General features: G+C 62.2%; 17 protein-coding genes. 8 read left to right on the forward strand and 9 right to left on the reverse strand.

Translation table 11 applies throughout. The annotated features are described in order from the left end of the window. Positions 1 to 259: 259 nt before the first annotated feature. Together OK351_RS04120 and OK351_RS04125 are read right to left on the reverse strand one after the other, a co-directional pair. Positions 260 to 1,180: an SRPBCC family protein gene (locus OK351_RS04120; protein ID WP_265156087.1), complete on the reverse strand. Its 921-nt coding sequence runs from the start codon at positions 1,178 to 1,180 to the stop codon at positions 260 to 262. 342 nt (positions 1,181 to 1,522) lie between these two features. Further along, on the reverse strand, positions 1,523 to 2,890 hold the full coding sequence (locus OK351_RS04125) for an NAD(P)-binding domain-containing protein (RefSeq protein WP_371931374.1): 1,368 nt from the start codon (positions 2,888 to 2,890) through the stop codon (positions 1,523 to 1,525). Between the two features lie 620 nt (positions 2,891 to 3,510). On the opposite strand from OK351_RS04125, the gene OK351_RS04130 reads away from it, so the two are divergent. Then, positions 3,511 to 3,930 (forward strand): protein-tyrosine phosphatase family protein, encoded by a 420-nt coding sequence (locus tag OK351_RS04130; protein ID WP_265156089.1) that lies wholly within the window; start codon positions 3,511 to 3,513, stop codon positions 3,928 to 3,930. 63 nt (positions 3,931 to 3,993) lie between these two features. Continuing rightward, on the forward strand, positions 3,994 to 4,683 hold the full coding sequence (locus tag OK351_RS04135; RefSeq protein WP_265156090.1) for a DNA alkylation repair protein: 690 nt from the start codon (positions 3,994 to 3,996) through the stop codon (positions 4,681 to 4,683). Between the two features lie 62 nt (positions 4,684 to 4,745). Here OK351_RS04135 and OK351_RS04140 read toward each other — a convergent pair whose 3' ends face one another. The 3 genes from OK351_RS04140 to OK351_RS04150 all read right to left on the reverse strand — a co-directional run bounded on the left by OK351_RS04140 (position 4,746) and on the right by OK351_RS04150 (position 8,013). After that, entirely contained in the window at positions 4,746 to 6,155 is a 1,410-nt protein-coding gene (locus OK351_RS04140; protein WP_265156091.1) for an amino acid permease, read from the reverse strand. Further along, positions 6,152 to 7,219: a histidinol-phosphate transaminase gene (gene hisC, locus OK351_RS04145; protein ID WP_265156092.1), complete on the reverse strand. Its 1,068-nt coding sequence runs from the start codon at positions 7,217 to 7,219 to the stop codon at positions 6,152 to 6,154. Before hisC ends, OK351_RS04140 begins: the two co-directional genes overlap by 4 nt. Before the next feature lie 314 nt (positions 7,220 to 7,533). Beyond that, the gene (locus OK351_RS04150; protein ID WP_265156093.1) at positions 7,534 to 8,013 is read right to left on the reverse strand and encodes an Lrp/AsnC family transcriptional regulator; all 480 of its coding nucleotides are present in this window, start codon (positions 8,011 to 8,013) and stop codon (positions 7,534 to 7,536) included. Positions 8,014 to 8,218: 205 nt separating this feature from the next. Here OK351_RS04150 and OK351_RS04155 point away from each other — a divergent pair, with 205 nt between their 5' ends. Continuing rightward, positions 8,219 to 9,100, forward strand: a complete 882-nt coding sequence (locus OK351_RS04155) for an SDR family NAD(P)-dependent oxidoreductase (RefSeq protein WP_265156094.1) — start codon at positions 8,219 to 8,221, stop codon at positions 9,098 to 9,100. 85 nt (positions 9,101 to 9,185) lie between these two features. Then, positions 9,186 to 10,088 carry a VOC family protein gene (locus OK351_RS04160; RefSeq protein WP_265156095.1) on the forward strand — a complete coding sequence of 301 codons (903 nt, stop codon included), beginning with the start codon at positions 9,186 to 9,188 and terminating at the stop codon, positions 10,086 to 10,088. Between the two features lie 269 nt (positions 10,089 to 10,357). Here OK351_RS04160 and OK351_RS04165 read toward each other — a convergent pair whose 3' ends face one another. Then, positions 10,358 to 12,040 (reverse strand): ABC-F family ATP-binding cassette domain-containing protein, encoded by a 1,683-nt coding sequence (locus OK351_RS04165; RefSeq protein ID WP_265156096.1) that lies wholly within the window; start codon positions 12,038 to 12,040, stop codon positions 10,358 to 10,360. A 113-nt stretch (positions 12,041 to 12,153) separates the two neighbouring features. Between OK351_RS04165 and OK351_RS04170 the strand changes: the two genes are divergently transcribed. After that, entirely contained in the window at positions 12,154 to 12,354 is a 201-nt protein-coding gene (locus OK351_RS04170; protein ID WP_265156097.1) for an AsnC family protein, read from the forward strand. Positions 12,355 to 12,431: 77 nt separating this feature from the next. Here the strand turns inward: OK351_RS04170 and OK351_RS04175 are convergent, their stop codons facing one another. Together OK351_RS04175 and OK351_RS04180 are read right to left on the reverse strand one after the other, a co-directional pair. After that, positions 12,432 to 12,788, reverse strand: coding sequence for a hypothetical protein (locus OK351_RS04175; protein ID WP_265156098.1), 357 nt, complete (start codon positions 12,786 to 12,788; stop codon positions 12,432 to 12,434). Between the two features lie 154 nt (positions 12,789 to 12,942). After that, positions 12,943 to 13,770 carry a tryptophan-rich sensory protein gene (locus OK351_RS04180; RefSeq protein ID WP_265156099.1) on the reverse strand — a complete coding sequence of 276 codons (828 nt, stop codon included), beginning with the start codon at positions 13,768 to 13,770 and terminating at the stop codon, positions 12,943 to 12,945. A gap of 127 nt (positions 13,771 to 13,897) precedes the next feature. On the opposite strand from OK351_RS04180, the gene OK351_RS04185 reads away from it, so the two are divergent. Continuing rightward, positions 13,898 to 14,980: a PLP-dependent cysteine synthase family protein gene (locus OK351_RS04185; RefSeq protein ID WP_265156100.1), complete on the forward strand. Its 1,083-nt coding sequence runs from the start codon at positions 13,898 to 13,900 to the stop codon at positions 14,978 to 14,980. 7 nt (positions 14,981 to 14,987) lie between these two features. On the opposite strand, the gene OK351_RS04190 is transcribed toward OK351_RS04185, so the two are convergent. Beyond that, on the reverse strand, positions 14,988 to 15,596 hold the full coding sequence (locus tag OK351_RS04190; protein WP_265156101.1) for a DUF2249 domain-containing protein: 609 nt from the start codon (positions 15,594 to 15,596) through the stop codon (positions 14,988 to 14,990). Positions 15,597 to 15,739: 143 nt separating this feature from the next. Between OK351_RS04190 and OK351_RS04195 the strand changes: the two genes are divergently transcribed. Continuing rightward, complete coding sequence (locus OK351_RS04195; RefSeq protein WP_265156102.1) at positions 15,740 to 16,519, forward strand: YggS family pyridoxal phosphate-dependent enzyme; 780 nt, start codon at positions 15,740 to 15,742, stop codon at positions 16,517 to 16,519. Between the two features lie 133 nt (positions 16,520 to 16,652). Beyond that, positions 16,653 to 18,377, forward strand: a complete 1,725-nt coding sequence (gene poxB, locus OK351_RS04200; RefSeq protein ID WP_265156103.1) for a ubiquinone-dependent pyruvate dehydrogenase — start codon at positions 16,653 to 16,655, stop codon at positions 18,375 to 18,377. Positions 18,378 to 18,405 lie beyond the last annotated feature (28 nt).

An 18,405-nucleotide genomic window follows, 5' to 3' on the forward strand; every position in this document is an offset into this window, starting at 1 on the left:
GGCCTGTCATCCACATTCCATGGTCGGATCCTCGGTAACGGGTTCTCTAGGCGCTGACATCGGTCGGCATCAAGGTACCGAGGTGGATTCGTCAGCTGGCCGCAAAGGTACTGGCCAAGTCAGGATCATCGAAGGTCTGACGGAGCAGGAGGACGCTACCGGCAGCAGCTGTTGCCATTATCACGCGCAGAACAACGGTGCCGCAACGGCGACTCAGCAGCAGACTAGCCAGGGCGAAGACGAACATGACCCACGATCCTCAGGGGAGGTCCGTTCGATCCTGCCTCCTCCTATCGGTCTCGCTGTTCGGTTCGTCGCCGCTTGGACGCTCTGTGATCAAAGGCATCCAGTCCTTTCCGAGTTCGTGCATACGCTTGAGTTCAGCGAGGCTGCCCAGCCACCCTGCCTCATGCTGGGCAGCGCTGTCCCATTCGTCGTCCGCGTAGCCGGTTTGTACGAAGGTGAGATAGGTCTTGGCATCAGAACCTTCGAGTTCCCAGCGTACGACCGACCCGTCAGGCTCGGAGTAGGCGAGCCGCTGGGCGGATTCGAACTCGAAGATTTTCCCGTCGGCGCCCAGGGTGATCTTGCCTTCCAGCCGCGGCTCGATTTCAATCTCCCAGCCGAACCAGTCCTTGACCTGCTCGGGGTCGACCAGCGACGCAAACACCGCTTCCGGTGATGCGGCGATTTCGAGGCTCACGCGAATCTCGTCGGACCGGCTGGCTCGGAAGTCCGCCTTCGGCGTCAGCGCTCTGCCGTCGAAGTACTCGGCGAGATTAGCCAAGGCCAGACCCCAGAAGGTGTGCATCGTGTGTAGGCCGTCGCGCCGGCCTGTGGGGGACAACATCTCTTCGAGGGTGGGCAGCCCGTCTTGGTGTAGGCGCAGGATCGTGTGGTCTTCGCCGTCGGGCACCAACCTGATTTCTACGATCGTCCGCTGGCCGTCGAGCTTCCAGCTGAAGCGCAGCAGTTTGCCCGGCGTCGCTGTCAGCAGGGCGTGGTGACCGCGTTCACCCTGGGGAGTGTGCCGGCCCCAGAACTCGAAGCGTTGTTCGGGCAGCGAGACGTCTGCGTTCTCGGCGAACCATGTCTCCAGGGCCGTGGTGTTGGTCAGGGCCCGGTAGACGGCAGCGGGTGCGGCAGCCATCCTGGCCTGTAGTTGCAGTGCATAACTCAAGGTCGGTCCCCTTCTCTTGATATTAGTCGGGTGGTGCAGCCTAGCACGCGATGGCCGGTCTGGATGTCTTGCCACCGGTGCCACGGTGGTGGCTGGACAGGTCCTGGAGCGTGGTTTGTGGATCGGCGGGGATCTATCCGTGTAAGGTCCAGTGGGCTTGGAGCATGTGTGTCATCTGCACAACGGGCGGCCACGTAAAACGCTCGACTGGAAAATTCCAGCCGAGCGTCTTGATGAACTACCGTTCGTGGCTTAGCAGCCTGGCGTTGTATAGAACGCTTGAATTCGCCCATTCCGCGGAGTGCGCACCGGCCACGGCCCCATGGAACCGCGTAGTGCCGACTACTTCCTGGAAGTCTTACCCACCGAACTCTTTTCCCCGCGGACCAACCGCTCGATCTCATCCTCTTCCGGAACGGAAAGGTAGCGTTCCAGCGAATCGTCGAGCTCGCGTAACCACGGTGTGTGGTGTACTTCGGCCATGGTGCCGGTCATGACCGAAGGGTACACCTGGTCACGGTAGTTCAGGATGTTGTGCTGTTTGTCGTTCTTCCAGGCCAGGAAGATCCGGGTGACCTCGTCGAGGTCGAACATCGGGTAGTCGGTTTGTTCGATCAGGTCCCGGATGTAGTCAGCCTGGAAACGGACCTCGTCGGCTGCGGTGGCCAATGCTGCGAGACGCTCAAGCCAGGCATCGATATCCTGCCGCTGCTTTGCGGCCGAGGGCAAGGTGGCATCACCCAGAATGACGTCACGCACGTACCAGGCCTGGGCATCAAACATGTTGAAGGTGAACCACTGATCCTGGGCACCCAGGTAGAACAGCTTGTTGTTGGCCTCGCTGACCACGCCGCGGTAGAGCGTATCCGGGTAGAGATTATTCGGCGAGGACAGAGCCAGATCTGCAGGCAGGAAGGGGTAGTGGTGCAGGTAACCGGTGCACAGGATCACCGCGTCGTACGTGCGTGACTGGCCATCGCGGAAATGCGCCACGGAGCCTTCGAAACGATCCACGAGCGGCAGCTCGTCCATGCCCTCGGGCCAGTCGAAGCCCATGGCCGCCGACCGGTAGCTGATGGTCACCGAGCTGGCGCCCATCTTGAAGGCCTGGACACCGATATCCTCGGCCGAGTAGCTGGCCCCGATGAGCAGCACATCCTTGCCGGCCAATCCTTCGGCCCCACGGAAGTCGTGGGCGTGCATTAATATGCCGGGGTAGGATTCAATACCCTTGAATTCCGGGACGTTGGGGAAACTGAAGTGTCCCGAACCGACAATGACGTGATCGAATTCGTTACTTTCAGTCTGCCCGGTTTTCAGGTCCTGGACCGTGACGGTGAAAAGCTGGGTTTCCGCATTGAAGTCAACCCAGCGTACGACAGTCGAGAACCGGACGTGCTTTTTCACATCGGATTTCTCGACCCGCCCGTTAATGTAGTCCCAGAGCACTTCACGTGGCGGGTAGGAGGAGATGGGGCGACCGAAGTGTTCGTCGAAGGTGTACTCGGCAAATTCGAGGGCTTCTTTCGGACCATTGGACCACAGGTTGCGGTACATGCTTGAGTGCACCGGTTCACCGTGCCGGTCGATTCCGGTGCGCCAGCTGAAGTTCCATTGTCCGCCCCAGTCCTCCTGTTTTTCGTAACAGATGATTTCCGGGACCGGACGGCCGGATTTCCGGGCTGATTCAAAGGCCCTGAGCTGGGCCATTCCGCTGGGTCCTGCTCCGATAATTGCAACGCGTTGTGGCAAGCGTACCTCTCCGGCTTTTCAGCCTAATATTATCCATCACGCGGTGGAAAGTATCTCTCAGACGGACCTGGTGACACCGCGTGGAATCAAGAAAAAAGCACCAGTCGCAACCCAGCCAGACACACCAAAGGGCGTTCACGTGCTGGGAGAAAATCCCGCCACCTGGCGGGTCTACTGCTTCGAGTGTAACAGATTCACTGGTTCGCGGCTCGTAAAGTTCCAGATCAATTGCTGATTACTAGTTAGATTCCATTAACTGTACTTCATGAACCTCTTAGTCAAGGCGTGGTTTAGACGCGTGATCGAGCTGGGTACCAGCGCTGCGGGTGCGGCCGTACCCGTCCGCGGACAGGTACGCGAAACGCGAGCCCAGGGATCCGGTGAATCCGAGGTACCGGATATTCCCTATGAAAACTCTGAACCGGAATATTCGGAAACTCGCCCATTATTCATACATGGAATTGGGGGCAAGTGCCCCAGAGATGCCACCTGAATTATGCCCGGAAATCACCGGCATTATCGTGGCCGTTCCACATGGCAGGTGCTAGTTTGGCAAGGTGAGCGGATGGAATACAAGCATGCCTGGGGTCATTGAGCTACCCGACGGGCGAACGGTGCGCGGCTCGTCACGACGCGCAGCCCGGAACCTGATGGGTGACGCGGATCTGGTGGTGTATTTGCAGGTCAGGGCGCCGCGGAAGACCGCCACGGACTTTGAATGGATCCGCTGGCCCGACTTCAGGCTTCCGCGCTCGACCACAGAAGTGGTGTCGAGGCTAAGGGAAGCCCATCGGCGCGCTGCAACCGAACGCGTGCTGGTTGTCTGCTCCGGTGGAACGGGCAGGACGGGGACCGCGCTGGCGCTGATAGCAGTCCTCGGGGGAGTGGAAGCGGCCAATGCCGTGGAATGGATCCGGGAGAACTACCGGCCGCGTGCCGTGGAGACCCGCCGTCAGCGAGAGTGGATCACGGATATCGGAACCCAGCTCGGGGGCTGATGCGTATAAGCCGGTACCAGTAAAGTGATGGGTGACAGCGACGTGAATCCTAGGGGAGCGAGTATGGCCTGGCAGAGTACCTTGAATCCGCAGAGCACCGTGGTGGAGATCCGCGCGGAAATCGAGTCCTTGGAGGACCCCCGGATGCGGGCGACCAATGAGAAGCACGGCAACGATTTCGGCGTAAACCTCACCAAGCTGAGGGCCGTGGCCAAGGCGTTGAAGACCAACCAGGAGCTGGCCGGGGAACTGTGGCGAACCGGGGACACCACCCTTCGGCTGCTGGCATTGCTCATCTGCCAGCCGAAGAAGTTCAGCGAAGAACAGCTTGAGCAATGGATGCGCGATAGCACCGTCCCCAAGGTCAATGACTGGTTCATCAACTACGTAGTCAAGAAAAGTCCCCACCTCGAAACAATGCGCCAGCGCTGGTTCGCCCAGGAGGATACGGTGGTGGCCGCCGCGGGCTGGGAATTGACCGCCCACCAGGTCACCAAGAAACCCGAGGTTCTGGACTTCACCGGACTGCTGGATGTCATCGAAGCCAGGATGGCCCAGGCACCGGACCGGCTGCAGTGGGCCATGAACAATGTGCTGGCCACGATCGGCATCAACGACCCGGACTTGCGCCCACGGGCCCTGCAGATCGGCCACGACCTGCAGGTGCTGGCAGACTACCCGACCTCGCCGGGCTGCACCTCGCCGTTTGCGCCGATCTGGATCGAGGAAATGGTGCGTCGGCAACAGCAATAGGGCCGGAACCCCGCGCAACGATTGTTGCGCAGTGTCCCGGCCCCGTTGGCTCAAGCGAGCAGCTAGCGGACGTCGACTTCCGCCGTGGTTCGCTTGCTCAGTTTCGAGAAGAGCCAGAGCATCCCGGTCAATCCCAGGGTCAGCAGCAACTGGGTGCGGGCCGTGGCGTCGGTCATGGCCATGCCCATGATGCCGAGCATTGCCGCGATGGTTGCCAGCGACAAGTAGGGGAATCCCCACAACTTCAGCGGCATGGCCGTCCCCTCACGCTCCGCACGACGACGCAGGACGAACTGGGTCACCGCAATGAAACTCCAGATCACGATGATGGTGGAACCCACCACATTCAGCAACAACGGCATCACCGCATCGGGCCATACCCAGTTCAGGCCCACGGCAATGAATGAGAACGAGACCGACCAGATGACCGCATTGGCCGGAACCCCCTTGCCGGTCACCGTGGTGACCAGGGTCGGAGCCATTTTGCGGCTACCCAGCGAGTACAGCATGCGTGAGGCCCCGTAGATGTTGGCGTTCATCGCCGAGAGCAGGGCGATGACGATCAGCAGCGACATCAACAGTTCCACTCCGGGGACATTGAGCACCGCGAGCACTGCGGAGAACGGCCCCTCGACCACGGCAGGGGAGTTCCACGGAAGCACCGCGAGGATCACGATGATCGATCCCAGGTAGAAGAACAGGATCCGCAGCATCACCTGCGAGACAGTGCGCTTGATGTTCCCCGCCGGATCATCCGATTCGGCCGCCGCGATCGAGACAACCTCGGTTCCGCCGAAGGAGAAGATCACGATCAGCAGGGCCGCGGCAATGCCGGCCATACCGCTGGGCGCGAAGCCCCCGTTGTCCACGAAGTTCGCGAATCCGACCGGCTGGCTGGTGGGGATCACCCCGAAGATCACCAGGGCGCCGAGCACCAGGAACGCGAGGATCGCGGCCACCTTGATGAAGGCGAACCAGAATTCGAACTTTCCGTAATTTCCCACACCCAGCAGGTTCACCCCGGTGAGGACAACAACAAAGAGCAGGACCCAGGACCATTGCGGAATCCCGTGGAACCAGGTGGACAGGATTGCCGCGGCACCGGTGGCCTCGGCCGCGATCACCACCACCAGCTGGATCCAGTACAGCCATCCCACGGTGCTGCCGGCACTTCGCCCCAGGGCCTTGTGGGCAAAGGTGCTGAAGGCGCCCGCTGATGGATTGGCGGCCACCATTTCGGCCAGCATTGCCATGATCACAATGACAATGGTGCCGGCCAGCAGGTAGGAGACCAGGACCGCGGGCCCCGCAATGGAAATCGCCTGCCCCGAGCCGACGAAGAGCCCGGCACCGATGGCGCCACCCAGACCCATCATGGAGATCTGCGAGCGGGTCAGTCCCGTGTGCAGCTGATTGCCTGTGGCAGCGGGCGCGGCCGGGGTCCGCGGTGCCTTCAGAGCGGAGCGATTCATGCGGTGACCTCCGACCGCTGACCGGCCACGGCCTTCAGGACGCGATCAACGTCCTGGGACGTGCCCGAGGAGATGCGAACGCCCTCCCCGGCAAAGGTACGTGCCACCACGCCACCGGCATCCAGCAGTGCTTCCAGCTCGGCACTGGCCTCCCCGGCCGGAACCCATACGAAGTTCGCTTGTGAGGCAATGGCAGGGTATCCGGCGGCCAGCAGTCCCTGCAGCAGACGTTCACGCTGTTGGACAACCTCGCTGATCCGCGCGGCAAGTTCCACCTCGGCCCGAAGGGAAGCCAGGGCGGCAACCTGCGCCAGGTCGGTGACCGAAAACGGGATGGCCACCTTGTTCAGGTTCTGTGCCACCTCGGTCGGCGCGATGGCATAGCCGATGCGTAACCCGGCCAGCCCGTAGGCCTTGGAGAAGGTATGCAGTACAGCCACATGCGGATACTTGGCAAAGAGGGCAAGCCCATCGGCACGAACTGCCGAACGGTCGAAATGAACGTAGGCCTCGTCGATCACCACCAACACATCGCGTGGAACGGCGTTCACGAAGTCATCGAGCTGCTGGGCATCAACCACTGTACCGGTGGGATTGTTGGGGTTGCAGATGAAGATCAGCTTGGTGCGCTCGGTAATGGCCTCGAGCATGGCAGGCAGGTCATGGGCCGCGTCCTGATTCAACGGAACCTCAACGGGGACCGCCCCGGCGATACGCACCAGGGACGGATAGGCCTCGAAGGAACGCCAGGCGAATACGACTTCATCGCCCGGGCCGGCCACGGCGTGGATCAACTGGGAAGCGACTTCAACAGATCCTGCGCCCAGGGCGATATTGTCGGCATTCACCGCGTACTTGCCGGCGATGGCATCACGCAGCTGCGCGGCACCGATATCGGGGTAGCGGTGGATCGTGGTCAAGCGTTCGGTCACGGCAGTGACGACCGAGTCCAACGGCTGGTGGGGGGATTCATTCGAGGAGAGCTTCGAGGCTCCAGGCGATGCGGCCTTTCCCTGTCGGTAAGCGGGAACCAAGTCCAGTCCTGGGCGGGTGTTGATGGTCATAACGTTCCTCTCTGAACGGAAGTGCTGCCGCCGGCTGCCGCGCTGGGTGTGGCGCGATCGGCTGTGGCGGAAGGATTTCGTGAAGCGCGGGTGGGATGCACCCTCACCTGCCGGTCCTCGAAGGACCGAAACCATGCGGATAAATCTCGGGATTGTGGTGGTGAAGACGGTTGATCAGTGAATCCGGTCACGAGCAGTCATGCTAGGAGTCTCGCGCATACCGGCGCAAGTGGTGCGTGCCACACTAGGCGAAATGCCTTCCAGATGTCACTTAAAGAAGGGTTTGGCTATACAGGCTGCATAGTGTCGGCGGATTATTCATCGTGGGATGCCTCGGTCTTCACCAGTGGCAACGTGCGTCCCTGGAAGTGCTCGCGCAGCGCCAGGGACGAAGAGGTGCGGGCCACGCCGGGAACCTGGGAGATGCGGTCGAAGACGTCCTGGAGTTCGGAAGCGTTTCGGGCCACCACGCGCAAGTGCAGGTCGAAATCTCCGGTCACCGTGTACATGTCCATGATCTCCGGGATGGATTCGGTCAAGGCATCGGTGATGCGAACGTGCCCATACTTCTGATCGAGCTCCACGGAGCAGAATGCCACCAGCTGGTAGCCGAAGCCGGCAGGCTGGATGCGCGGGATGATTGCTTCGATTACCCCGTTCTCCTGGAGCCGGGCCAGTCGGCTGGTGACCGTGCCCCGGGCCACGCCAAGGCGCCTGGCGCATTCCATGGCCGGGAGCATGGGGGAGTCTGTCAGTAACTGAATGAGGTCTGCGTCCAGGGAATCTAGTCGCATGTACGATCCTTTGATGTGTGGCTGGAGGATGTCCCGAGGGTCTGAAAGGCTGTGGCCCCTTGACCCGTCTTCTAACTCTAAGTCATCGCCAACCGGGCTGAATGTCCCCAGCGAGCGTGGATCGAAGCCGTGGCGGTTCGGGAGTGGGCGAAGATGTGACCGGCTTTACACTGGGTAGTAACATCCGGTGACTCAAGGAGAACCAATGCCACGGACCCGAGCCCTGAATTCCGTTCAGTCATTGACGGTATTGATCACCGGTGCCGCCCAGGGGATGGGGGAGCTCTTCGCCCGACAGGCCGCCCGGGAAGGTGCCGCACGGCTCATTCTCTGGGATATCAATGAGCCGCTGTTGCTTGAGCTGGCCCGGGAGCTGGGCCAACGTCATCCGGGGCTCACGGTCGAACCCCGAAGGGTGGACCTTTGTGATGGACAGGCGATTGGTGATGCAGTACGGGCAGCGTTGCAGGGCGGTGCCCCTCACGTGCTGGTCAACAATGCCGGGCTGGTGACCGGCCAGCCGTTTATCAACCACGATACCGCGCAGATCCGGCAGATCATGGAGGTGAATACTTTGGCGCCGATGCTCCTGACCCGCAAGCTGCTGCCCGGGATGATCGCCCTTGAAGAGCCTGCCCGGATCCTCACCATGGCTTCAGCGGCCGCACTGGTCTCAAACCCGAAGATGAGTGTCTATGCGGCATCCAAGGCTGCCGCATTGGCCTGGAGTGATTCGCTGCGGCTGGAGCTGGAACGGATGGCGGGCAACCAGGTGTCGGTCACGACCTTCTGCCCGACCTATGTCAAGACCGGGATGTTTGCCGGGGTCCGAAAAATGCTGCTCACCCCGATCATGGAACCGCAGCAGGTGACGGACCGCGCCTGGCGGGCGATGCTGGCCGGAACGCCGTTGGTACTGATGCCGTGGACCAGCAAACTGGGACAGATGCTTCGTGGCATGCTGCCACGGGTGGCATGGGATTACCTGGCCGAGCACGTCCTGGGGGTCTATCGCTCCATGGACGGATTTACCGGGCGGAAATCCGCAACGGGGACTGACGCGGCACGGCCCGAGGACGTACGCTAGGTCTACATCCAGGACAACGGCGGAAACTTGCTGGCCTCCTCCGGTTCACAGGGCAGAGCAATGGACCCCACTCAAGGAGCTTTCCATGGCACAGAAAATCGTTCCCAACCTCTGGTACAACGCCAATGCCGTTGAAGCCGCGGAATTCTACGCAACGCTATTCCCTGACACTTCCAGCCTGGTCGAGATGACCTACCCACAGGAAGGGCTGCTGGATTTTCAGCTCCCCTTCGTGGGCCAGCCGCTGGTTGTGGCCTTGACCATCGCCGGGATGCGGCTTTCACTGATCAATGCCGGGCCTGAGATGACCCCGAACCCGAGCATCTCCTTCACCCTGAACTACCACCGGAAATTCCTCGCAGATGACCGCTTGCCAGCCCGGGAAGCGCTGGAAACGGCTTGGGCGGGCCTGCTGGAAGGCGGAACGGTCCTGATGGACCTGGGAACCTACCCCTTCAGCGATTTGTACGGGTGGGTCCAGGATCGCTACGGAATCAGCTGGCAACTGTCCTTGGCTGAAGGGCAGGAACCGGAGCAGTTCCTGGTCCCATGCCTGCTCTTTGGAGGCCAGGCCCAGAACCGTGCCGAGGAAGCCACGGATTTCTACCAGTCGCTATTCGACGACAGTGCCAGTGGCCAGAAGGTGTACTATCCCGAAGCTGTGGATCCGGTTCTGCCCACCTCGTTGATGTATACGGACTTCTGCTTGGCAGGCCAGCGTTTCAGCGCCATGGATTCGGGAGTCCCCCAGGACTTCAGCTTCAGCGGGGGAGTCTCCCTGGAAGTGCACTGCCGGGACCAGGCCGAAATAGACCGATTGTGGCTGGCACTTTCGGCCCACCCGGCCGAGGAGCAATGCGGTTGGCTGCGCGATCGTTTCGGGCTGAGCTGGCAGATTGTCCCGGCGAACATGGAAGAACTGATGGAACGGCCTGATGCATTCTCGAAGCTCATGAAGATGGGCAAGATCGTCATCGCGGATTTCTGATCCAGGCCTTCCACGAACGACGCAGTCACCTGCAGCCGGAAGCGAGCCGGCTGCAGGTCAGGAATCGTCGCTCTACATGACGAAGACTGCCTCGAAGCAACCTTTGCGAGAATAAGGCTGCATCCTGGACGCTAAACCATTTGAGAACAAATGGCCCCCCAACGCCTCCCTATACCCCAGTTTGACCCATTCGACGGTCCGGATTAGATCAAACTGAATGAATTCACCCCCGGATTCACCCTGGCAGTTCCGTGGCCGCGCCACACGGCTCAGCGTTGGCGTTGCACCCGGGCTTCGTCCCACACCGGCTCACTGGATTCATAGACCCGCCCATCGGATCCGAAGACCCAGAAGCGATCAAAGGACTTTGAGAACCAGCGGTCGTGTGTCACGGCCACGACGCTACCCTCGAAGGCGTCGATGGCCCGTTCCAGGGCTTCGCCCGAATGCAGGTCGAGGTTGTCGGTCGGTTCATCCAAGAGCAACAAGGTGGCCCCGGACAGCTGGAGCAACAGGATCTGGAATCTGGCCTGCTGTCCGCCGGATAGCGACTCGAACTTCTGCTCGGATTGGCCGGCCAGACCATAACCGTCCAGCGCGGCGGCAGCGGCTTCACGGGGCAGGCCCGAGCGATGCTCGTCACCGCGGTGCAGGATCTCCAGCAAGGTGCGTCCGAAGAGGTCCGGGCGGGTATGGGTCTGGGCGAAGTAACCTGGCCTGATCCTGGCTCCCAGCTTGACCGAGCCCCGGTGCTCCACCGGGGCCAGGGTAACATCCGAAACCGGCAGGTGTTCCCGTTCCGGATCCGTGCCACCGCGAGCCAGTAGTCGCAGGAAGTGCGATTTTCCTGAGCCATTGGATCCAAGCACGGCTACCCGGTCGCCGAACCAGATCTCGTTGCTGAAGGGTTTCATCAACCCGGTCAGTTCCAGGTTTTCGGCCACCACGGCCCGCTTGGCCGTGCGTCCGCCCTTCAGGCGCATGTTCACGTTCTGTTCCAGCGGGATCGCCTGGGGCGGACCCTCCTGCAGGAACTTTTCCAACCGGGTCTGCGCCGCATGGTACCGATTGGCCATATCCGAGCGGAAGGCGGCCTTGGTCTTGTACATGTTGACCAGTTCCTTGAGTTTGGAATGCTCCTCATCCCAACGCTTGCGCAGTTCCTCGAAACGCTCGTTGCGTTCGCGCCGAGCCTCGACATAGGAGCCGAAGGAGCCGCCATGAACCCATGCGGTGGCACCGCTGTGCCCCGGTTCCAGGGTAGCTATGCGTGTGGCGGCGTTGTCCAGCAACTCACGGTCGTGGCTGATGAACAGCACGGTTTTAGCCGAAGTGTTCAGTGTGTGTTCCAGCCATAGCTTTCCCGGCACATCCAGGTAGTTGTCCGGTTCGTCCAGCAACAGGACGTCGTCGCTGCCGGCAAAGAGGGCTTCGAGGACCAGCCGCTTCTGCTCGCCGCCGGACAGGGTCGAGGCCAGGCGGTCGGATGCCCGGTCGAAGGGGATTCCCAGGGCGGCCATGCACACCTTGTCCCAGACGGTCTCCAGCTCGTAGCCGCCGACATCACCCCACTCGATGATCGCCTCAGCGTACTTCATATGGACCTTTTCGTCCTCGGAGGAAAGCATCTTGGCTTCCAGTCGGGCAACCCTGGCGGCCACGTCGGCCACCTGGGCCGCTGCGGTGGAGAGCAGGAGGTCACGGACGGTGCTCTCATCACGCACCTGGCCGACGAACTGGCGCATGATCCCCAGGGAGCCTGACCGGCTGATCGCTCCCTCATCGGCTTTGAGGTCACCGGCGATGATCTTGAACAGGGTCGTCTTGCCGGTGCCGTTGGGGCCAATGAGCGCGGTTTTGGAGCCCTCGGTGACCTTGAAACTCACCCCGCCCAGCAGTTGGGTGCCGTCGGAAAGGAAATATTGGATGTCAGAGACGTCGATGTGTGCCACCTGATCATCCTATCGAGTGCAACGCAGAGAAGGGTCGCCAAAGCCGGAATGACGTCAACAGGTGTTGACAGGTGCCGCAGCGCATGTCACCTTTAATTGACAGGAGGTTGGGTATGACAACGGATTTGCGGCAGGACGAGGGCAAGAGCCCGATTGAGGAGCTGATGGAAATCGTGGCGCAACGCCGTGAGCTTGAACGTCGCGAGGCAGCTGTGGTGCGCAAGGCGCACAACTCGGGCATGAGCTGGGCCGGCATCGCCTTCGCGCTGGGTGTCAGCCGCCAAGCGGCACACCGCAAGTACGGCAGGAAATAGGTCGGACGTGGCATGACCAGGGCCTGGGCGGCACCCGCGGGTGCCGCCCAGGCCCTGGTGTTCGGGTACGTCGTTGACTAGCTGGTGGCGGATTTCTTGTTGGCGGCGACCACCGCTGCGACGGCCACACCGGCCAGTACCAGGAAGACGAAGAATTTGCGTCCCGCGGAGCCCTTCTTCTCGGTGCTCAAGGCCTTCTGGGCGCGGGTCACGGCATCTTCAACCGAGGTGCGGGTACGCTTGGCGATCTTCGAATCCCCGGTCACATTGCTAACCAGATTTGCTCCAGCCTCGCTGATCGCACTGGCATCAACACCTGCAATGGCCTTGTTCCAGCTGTCCTTCAATTCGTTGGGGATCTCAGTTTTTGCGTTCTTCGCAAGTTTCTTCAGCGATTTCTCGACCTCTTGGAAACTCTTCTTGGTCTTGGACATATTTTCCCTCTTTCGTTGATTTCCCCTCGGCACCTGCACCTGGGACAGTACGGTGCCGCTGATTCCAGCCTAGCCAGCGCCTGGTTCGTACTCAAGGGATCGGCCACCCTTTATGTGAACTCACAGCAAGGACGGACCGACCCGTCGGGGTTTCCTACCGGTGTCGGCGTCGGCCCAACACCTCACCGACCAGGCGGGGAACCCGGTGGCGAACGCTGGTCAACAGGCAAATGAGCATCAGGGCAGCGGCCACCGAAGCACACAGCCCCACGGATGCCGAGTGCAGCGGGCCATTGAACCTGGCCACCGCGATCCAGGTTACGGCCCACAAGGAACCGGCATTGACGTAGATCCCCATCGGGTTCTTGAAGGTCAAGGCGCCGATCGCCAGGCCCGCCAGCAGGATCAGCAAGGCGGTGGCGGTCTTCAGCAGCTCGGTCAGCGCCTCGTATTGCAGGCTGCTCAACCAGGCGATCAGGTTCGCGATGGCGGCAATGAGGATCCATCCGAGATAGATTCCGAAGGTCGCCCTGGTGATCCACCGGTCGGTGGCCGAGTACAGGACTTGGGTGCTGATCAAACGCACCACGGTGATCAGTACCGTGGCCAGCAGCAGCATGACCACCAGGGACAGGCCCAGCTGGTTCCACTGGATCATTTGCAGCCATAGGGCGTTCAGTACGACGGAGGCGATCGCCCAGGGACGGATCAGTTGATGCAGCTGTACACCACGATTGCGGGGCAGGAATTGCCATAGCAGGTAGCCGGCCAATCCAAGGTAGATCGGAAACCAGATGGTGAAGGCCGCCGAGGCCGGTGCCGCAGTGGTTCCGTCACTGGCCAGCCACCCGTCGACCGAAGTGGCAACAGTGGTACCGAACACCGTACCGCTGGCCAGGAAAGCCCAAGCCAGGGAGCAGAAGCCCGCCAAGGCGCCAAGTGACGCCGCGAGCGCTGGAACCTTGGGATCAGTGGAGCGCAACGTTTCCCTGCTTCAGATCGGACTGCTTGAGGAGCTCATGGTGCTCACAACATATCACTTCGTGGCATATTGCCCGGGTAGCCTGAACGGCAGCCGTGTGCGGCGCAGAAGAGGCTAGGGTTGTACCGTGACTGATGTAACTTTCTCCGGGGCCGACTGGAGCCGTGAGGCCATTGCCCTGCTTGATGCCGATGCCAACCGTAGTGCCGATACGCACCTGCACGTTTTCCCGTTGCCGGCGCAGTGGGGGATCGAGCTCTACCTGAAGGACGAGTCGGTGCATCCCACCGGCTCGCTCAAGCACCGTTTGGCCCGTTCGCTGATCCTCTACGGCTTGGTCAATGGGCATATCAGCGAGGGAACCACCTTGGTGGAAGCCTCCAGCGGCTCCACGGCGGTCTCCGAAGCGTACTTCGCCCGGATGCTGGGATTGCCGTTCATCGCGGTGGTGCCGCATGGCACCAGCGCCGAGAAAGTGGAATTAATCGAGTTCTACGGTGGTCGCTGCCATTTCGTGGACGGACCCTCCGCGGTGTACGCGTCCGCTCGTGAACTGGCCGCGTCGACCGGCGGCTACTACCTGGACCAGTTTTCCTATGCCGAGCGCGCCACGGATTGGCGCGGCAACAACAATATCGCCGAATCGGTTTTCAACCAGATGTCGGCCGAACGGCACAGCATCCCGTCCTGGATCGTGGTCAGCGCCGGGACCGGGGGAACCAGCGCCACCTTCGGCCGTTATGTGCGTTACCGGCGCCATGCCACCCGCATCGCGGTGGCGGATCCCGAGAACTCGGCATTCTATGAGGGGTGGCGGCGCCGGGACATGTCCTACCGGACCGGGATCGGTTCACGGATCGAGGGGATCGGGCGGCCCGTGGTGGAGCCCTCCTTCGTCCCCGGGGTCATCGACGAGATGTTCCAGGTTCCCGATGCCGGATCCATTGCCGCGATGCGGCTGCTGCGTGCCCGCACCCGGCACTGGGCTGGTGGCTCGACGGGAACCAACCTGTATGCCGCCTTCCAGGTGATCGCCCGGATGCTGGAACGCGGGGAACAGGGCAGTGTCATCACCTTGATCTGCGACAAGGGCGAGCGCTACCAGAACACCTACTACGATGATGCCTGGCTGGTGGCCAATGGCCTGGACATCCACGGCCATACCGTGGCGCTCGAGCATTTCCTGGACAGCGGAAGCTGGAGCGGGTAACGGACGGTCAACCGCGGACGGTGGGCATCAATCCCAGGGTGCGCTTACGCTGGTGCACCGAGAAATATCGCAGCCCGTTGGCCCCGGCCACAAAATGGCGTCGTGAGCGGGCCGGAAGGTAGGCCACGTCCCCGGGGCCCAGTTCCACGCTACCGGTTTCGGTATGCAGGATCCCGTCGCCGGAGATCACGTGCAGCAACACATCGAGATCCGGTCCGGTATGCTCGCCGATCTGCGCCCCGGGGGCCAGGGCAATGACATTGGCATCCAGGTCCCGGGCAGCCGGTTCCAGCTTCCACACCGCGCCATTCAGGTCCGTCGGCGTGTCCTGGCCGGCCAGCTGACCGGTATTGGCCAGCACCCGGGGTGCCGGGGTGGAAGCCAATTTGGTGAGCACTACCTGCCACCCTCCGTCCGGCAACTGCTCGGACTGCCACCGATGGGTTCCGGGGTGGTCGCGGGTGAATTCGCTGTGCAGGTTCTTCGGCTCGTGATCTGACACCAGGAGCAGTCTGGCACCAACCGCCAGCTGCGCGTAGCGTTCGAAGATGAGCCGGTGGCGCTCGGGCTTGGCGATCTGCCGGACGTCGATGCTCTGTTCTGCCGGGGAATCCATCGGGGGGGTCCTTTCCATCGTGTCGGGCCGGTGGTTCTCTATCTGTCTTCAGCGTAGCCCGTGGGCCGCACAGGGGAAGCGACCATGCCTACACTGGGAGCAGACACCTGATGATCGAGAACCCGAGAAGGATGGGACCCAGCATGAGTGATGCCGTACCGGCCCCCAGCGCCGCGCAGCACGCGCAGACCCTGGAGGATTTCCAGGCCAACCTGGCCGCGGTGCGCCGCAGGATCGCCCTGGCGGAGCAACGAGCCGGCCGACCGGCAGGTTCGGTGCGCCTGCTACCGGTGTCCAAGACGGTGCCGGAAGACCGCCTGCGCCTGGCCGTTGCGGCCGGCATGGACTTCCTGGGCGAGAACAAGGTGCAGGAGGCCGCGCGCAAGGCCGAGAACCTGGCCGATATCCCGGGGCTGAAGTTCTCCGTCATCGGGCACCTGCAAACCAACAAGGCCAAGTACGTGGCCCGCTTCGCCCACGAATTCCAGGCCCTGGACAACCTGCGCCAGGCGACAGCGCTGCAACGCCGGCTGGAAGCCGAAGACCGAACCCTGGATGTCTTCGTCCAGGTGAACACCTCGGCCGAGGAGTCGAAATTCGGGCTGGAACCGGCCGCGACCGCGGCGTTCATCAACGAGCTGCCGGCCTTCGACCGGCTGAAGGTCCGCGGATTGATGACCCTGGCCATCTTCTCCGCGGACACCGAGCGGGTACGAAGCTGTTTCGTGACCCTGCGTGAACTGCGCGACCGGTTGCGCCAGGACGCGCCGGAGGGCATCGGCCTGGAGGAACTGTCCATGGGGATGAGCGGCGATTTCGAGTTGGCCATAACCGAGGGTGCCACCGTGGTCAGGGTGGGCCAGGCGGTCTTCGGGGCCAGGGCGTTGCCCGACAGCCACTACTGGCCCGGATTCGCCGGCTAACCGGCTCGCTGTCGCCGGGCTTCGGGTCCGCTGGGAACGGGCCGGGATCCTTGGCCGCAACCACGGGCAGGTCGTAGGCTGATCAGCAGGCAGGTGGCGGGCCACGCCACCGTCCCCGAGCACAGGAGGATCCATGTCCACGGTTGCCCAGAACATCATCAGCCAGCTCGATGCCCAAGGGGTGCAGCGCATCTACGGCATCCCCGGAGATTCGCTGAACGGCTTGACAGATGCCCTGCGGGAGAACGGCGGGATCGAATGGATCCACCACAGGCACGAGGAGGCTGCGGCCTTCGCCGCGGCGGCGGAAGCGGAAATCACCGGGAAGCTGGCGGTCTGCGTCGGGTCCTGCGGCCCGGGCAACCTGCATCTGATCAACGGCCTCTACGACGCGAATCGTTCGCGCGTCCCGGTGCTGGCGATCGCCGCGCATATCCCCAGCGAGGAAATCGGTTCCAACTACTTCCAGGAAACCCACCCGGCCGAGGTGTTCCGTGAATGCTCGGTCTACGTGGAACAGGTCAGCGATGTGTCGCAGATGCCGCGGATCCTGGACATCGCGTTGCGGGCCGCCATCGAGAAGCGGGGTGTTGCGGTGCTGGTGATCTCCGGGGACGTGGCCCTGGGGGATATGCCCAAGACCACCCCGCGGGCCATCGTTGCCACCAAACCGCGGGTCCTTCCCAGTGAAGACGAACTGGAACGGGCCGCCACGATCCTGGGATCATCCAAGAAGGTCACCATCCTGGCTGGTGCCGGAACGGCCGGTGCCCATGCCGAGGTCATGGAGCTGGCGGACAAGCTGGCCGCCCCGGTGGTGCATGCGCTCCGCGGCAAGGAACACATCTCCTACAACAACCCGTTTGATGTGGGGCTCACCGGCCTGATCGGGTTCGCCTCCGGATACCGGGCGATCGAGGAATGCGAGGTGCTGCTGATGCTGGGCACCGATTTCCCCTACCAGCAATTCCTTCCGGAGCACGCCACGGTCATCCAGGTCGATATACGCGGGGAACAGATCGGGCGGCGCACCCAGGTGGATCTGCCACTGGTGGGTACGGTTAAGGACACCGCTGCCGCGTTGGGGGCCGTCCTGCCACGGGCCAAGCACCGCAAGCACCTGGAGGAGTCGATTAAGCACTTCGAGAAGACCCGGGAAAAGCTGGATGAATTGGCCACCGCGTCCAAACCCGGGGAAGCGATCCACCCGCAGTACCTCACCCGCCTGATCGACCAGGGGGCTGCCGAGGATGCGATCTTCACCGCCGATGTCGGCTCTCCCACCGTGTGGGCGGCACGCTACCTGAGCATGAACGGCCAACGCCGACTGCTCGGCTCGTTCAGCCACGGGTCCATGGCCAACGCGCTCTCCCACGGGCTCGGGGCCCAGGCAGTGGATCGCACGCGGCAGGTGATCGCGCTGGCGGGGGATGGGGGACTGGCCATGCTGATGGGTGAGCTGCTCACCGCCACCCAGAACAACTTGCCGGTCAAGATTGTGGTGTTCAACAACTCCTCCCTGAACTTCGTGGAACTGGAAATGAAGGCCGCCGGGTACCTGACCTACGCCACGGATCTGGAGAACCCGGATTTCGCCGCCGTGGCGCGGGCGCTGGGAATCAAGGGCATCCGGGTGACCGAATCCGCGGAGCTTGCCGAGGCGGTCGAGGAAATGCTGGCCCATGATGGCCCGGTGCTGCTGGATGTGCTGACCGACCGACAGGAACTGAGCATGCCGCCGACCATCAAATTCGAGCAGGCCAAGGGCTTCGCCCTCTTCGCGATCAAGACCGTGATGTCCGGACGTGGGGATGAATTGCTGGATCTGGCCAAGACCAACTGGCGGCGGATGTTCTGAACCTGCCGGGCGCGAAGGTGAAGTCGGA

The organism is Glutamicibacter sp. MNS18 (assembly GCF_026107515.2).
Taxonomy (GTDB): domain Bacteria; phylum Actinomycetota; class Actinomycetes; order Actinomycetales; family Micrococcaceae; genus Glutamicibacter.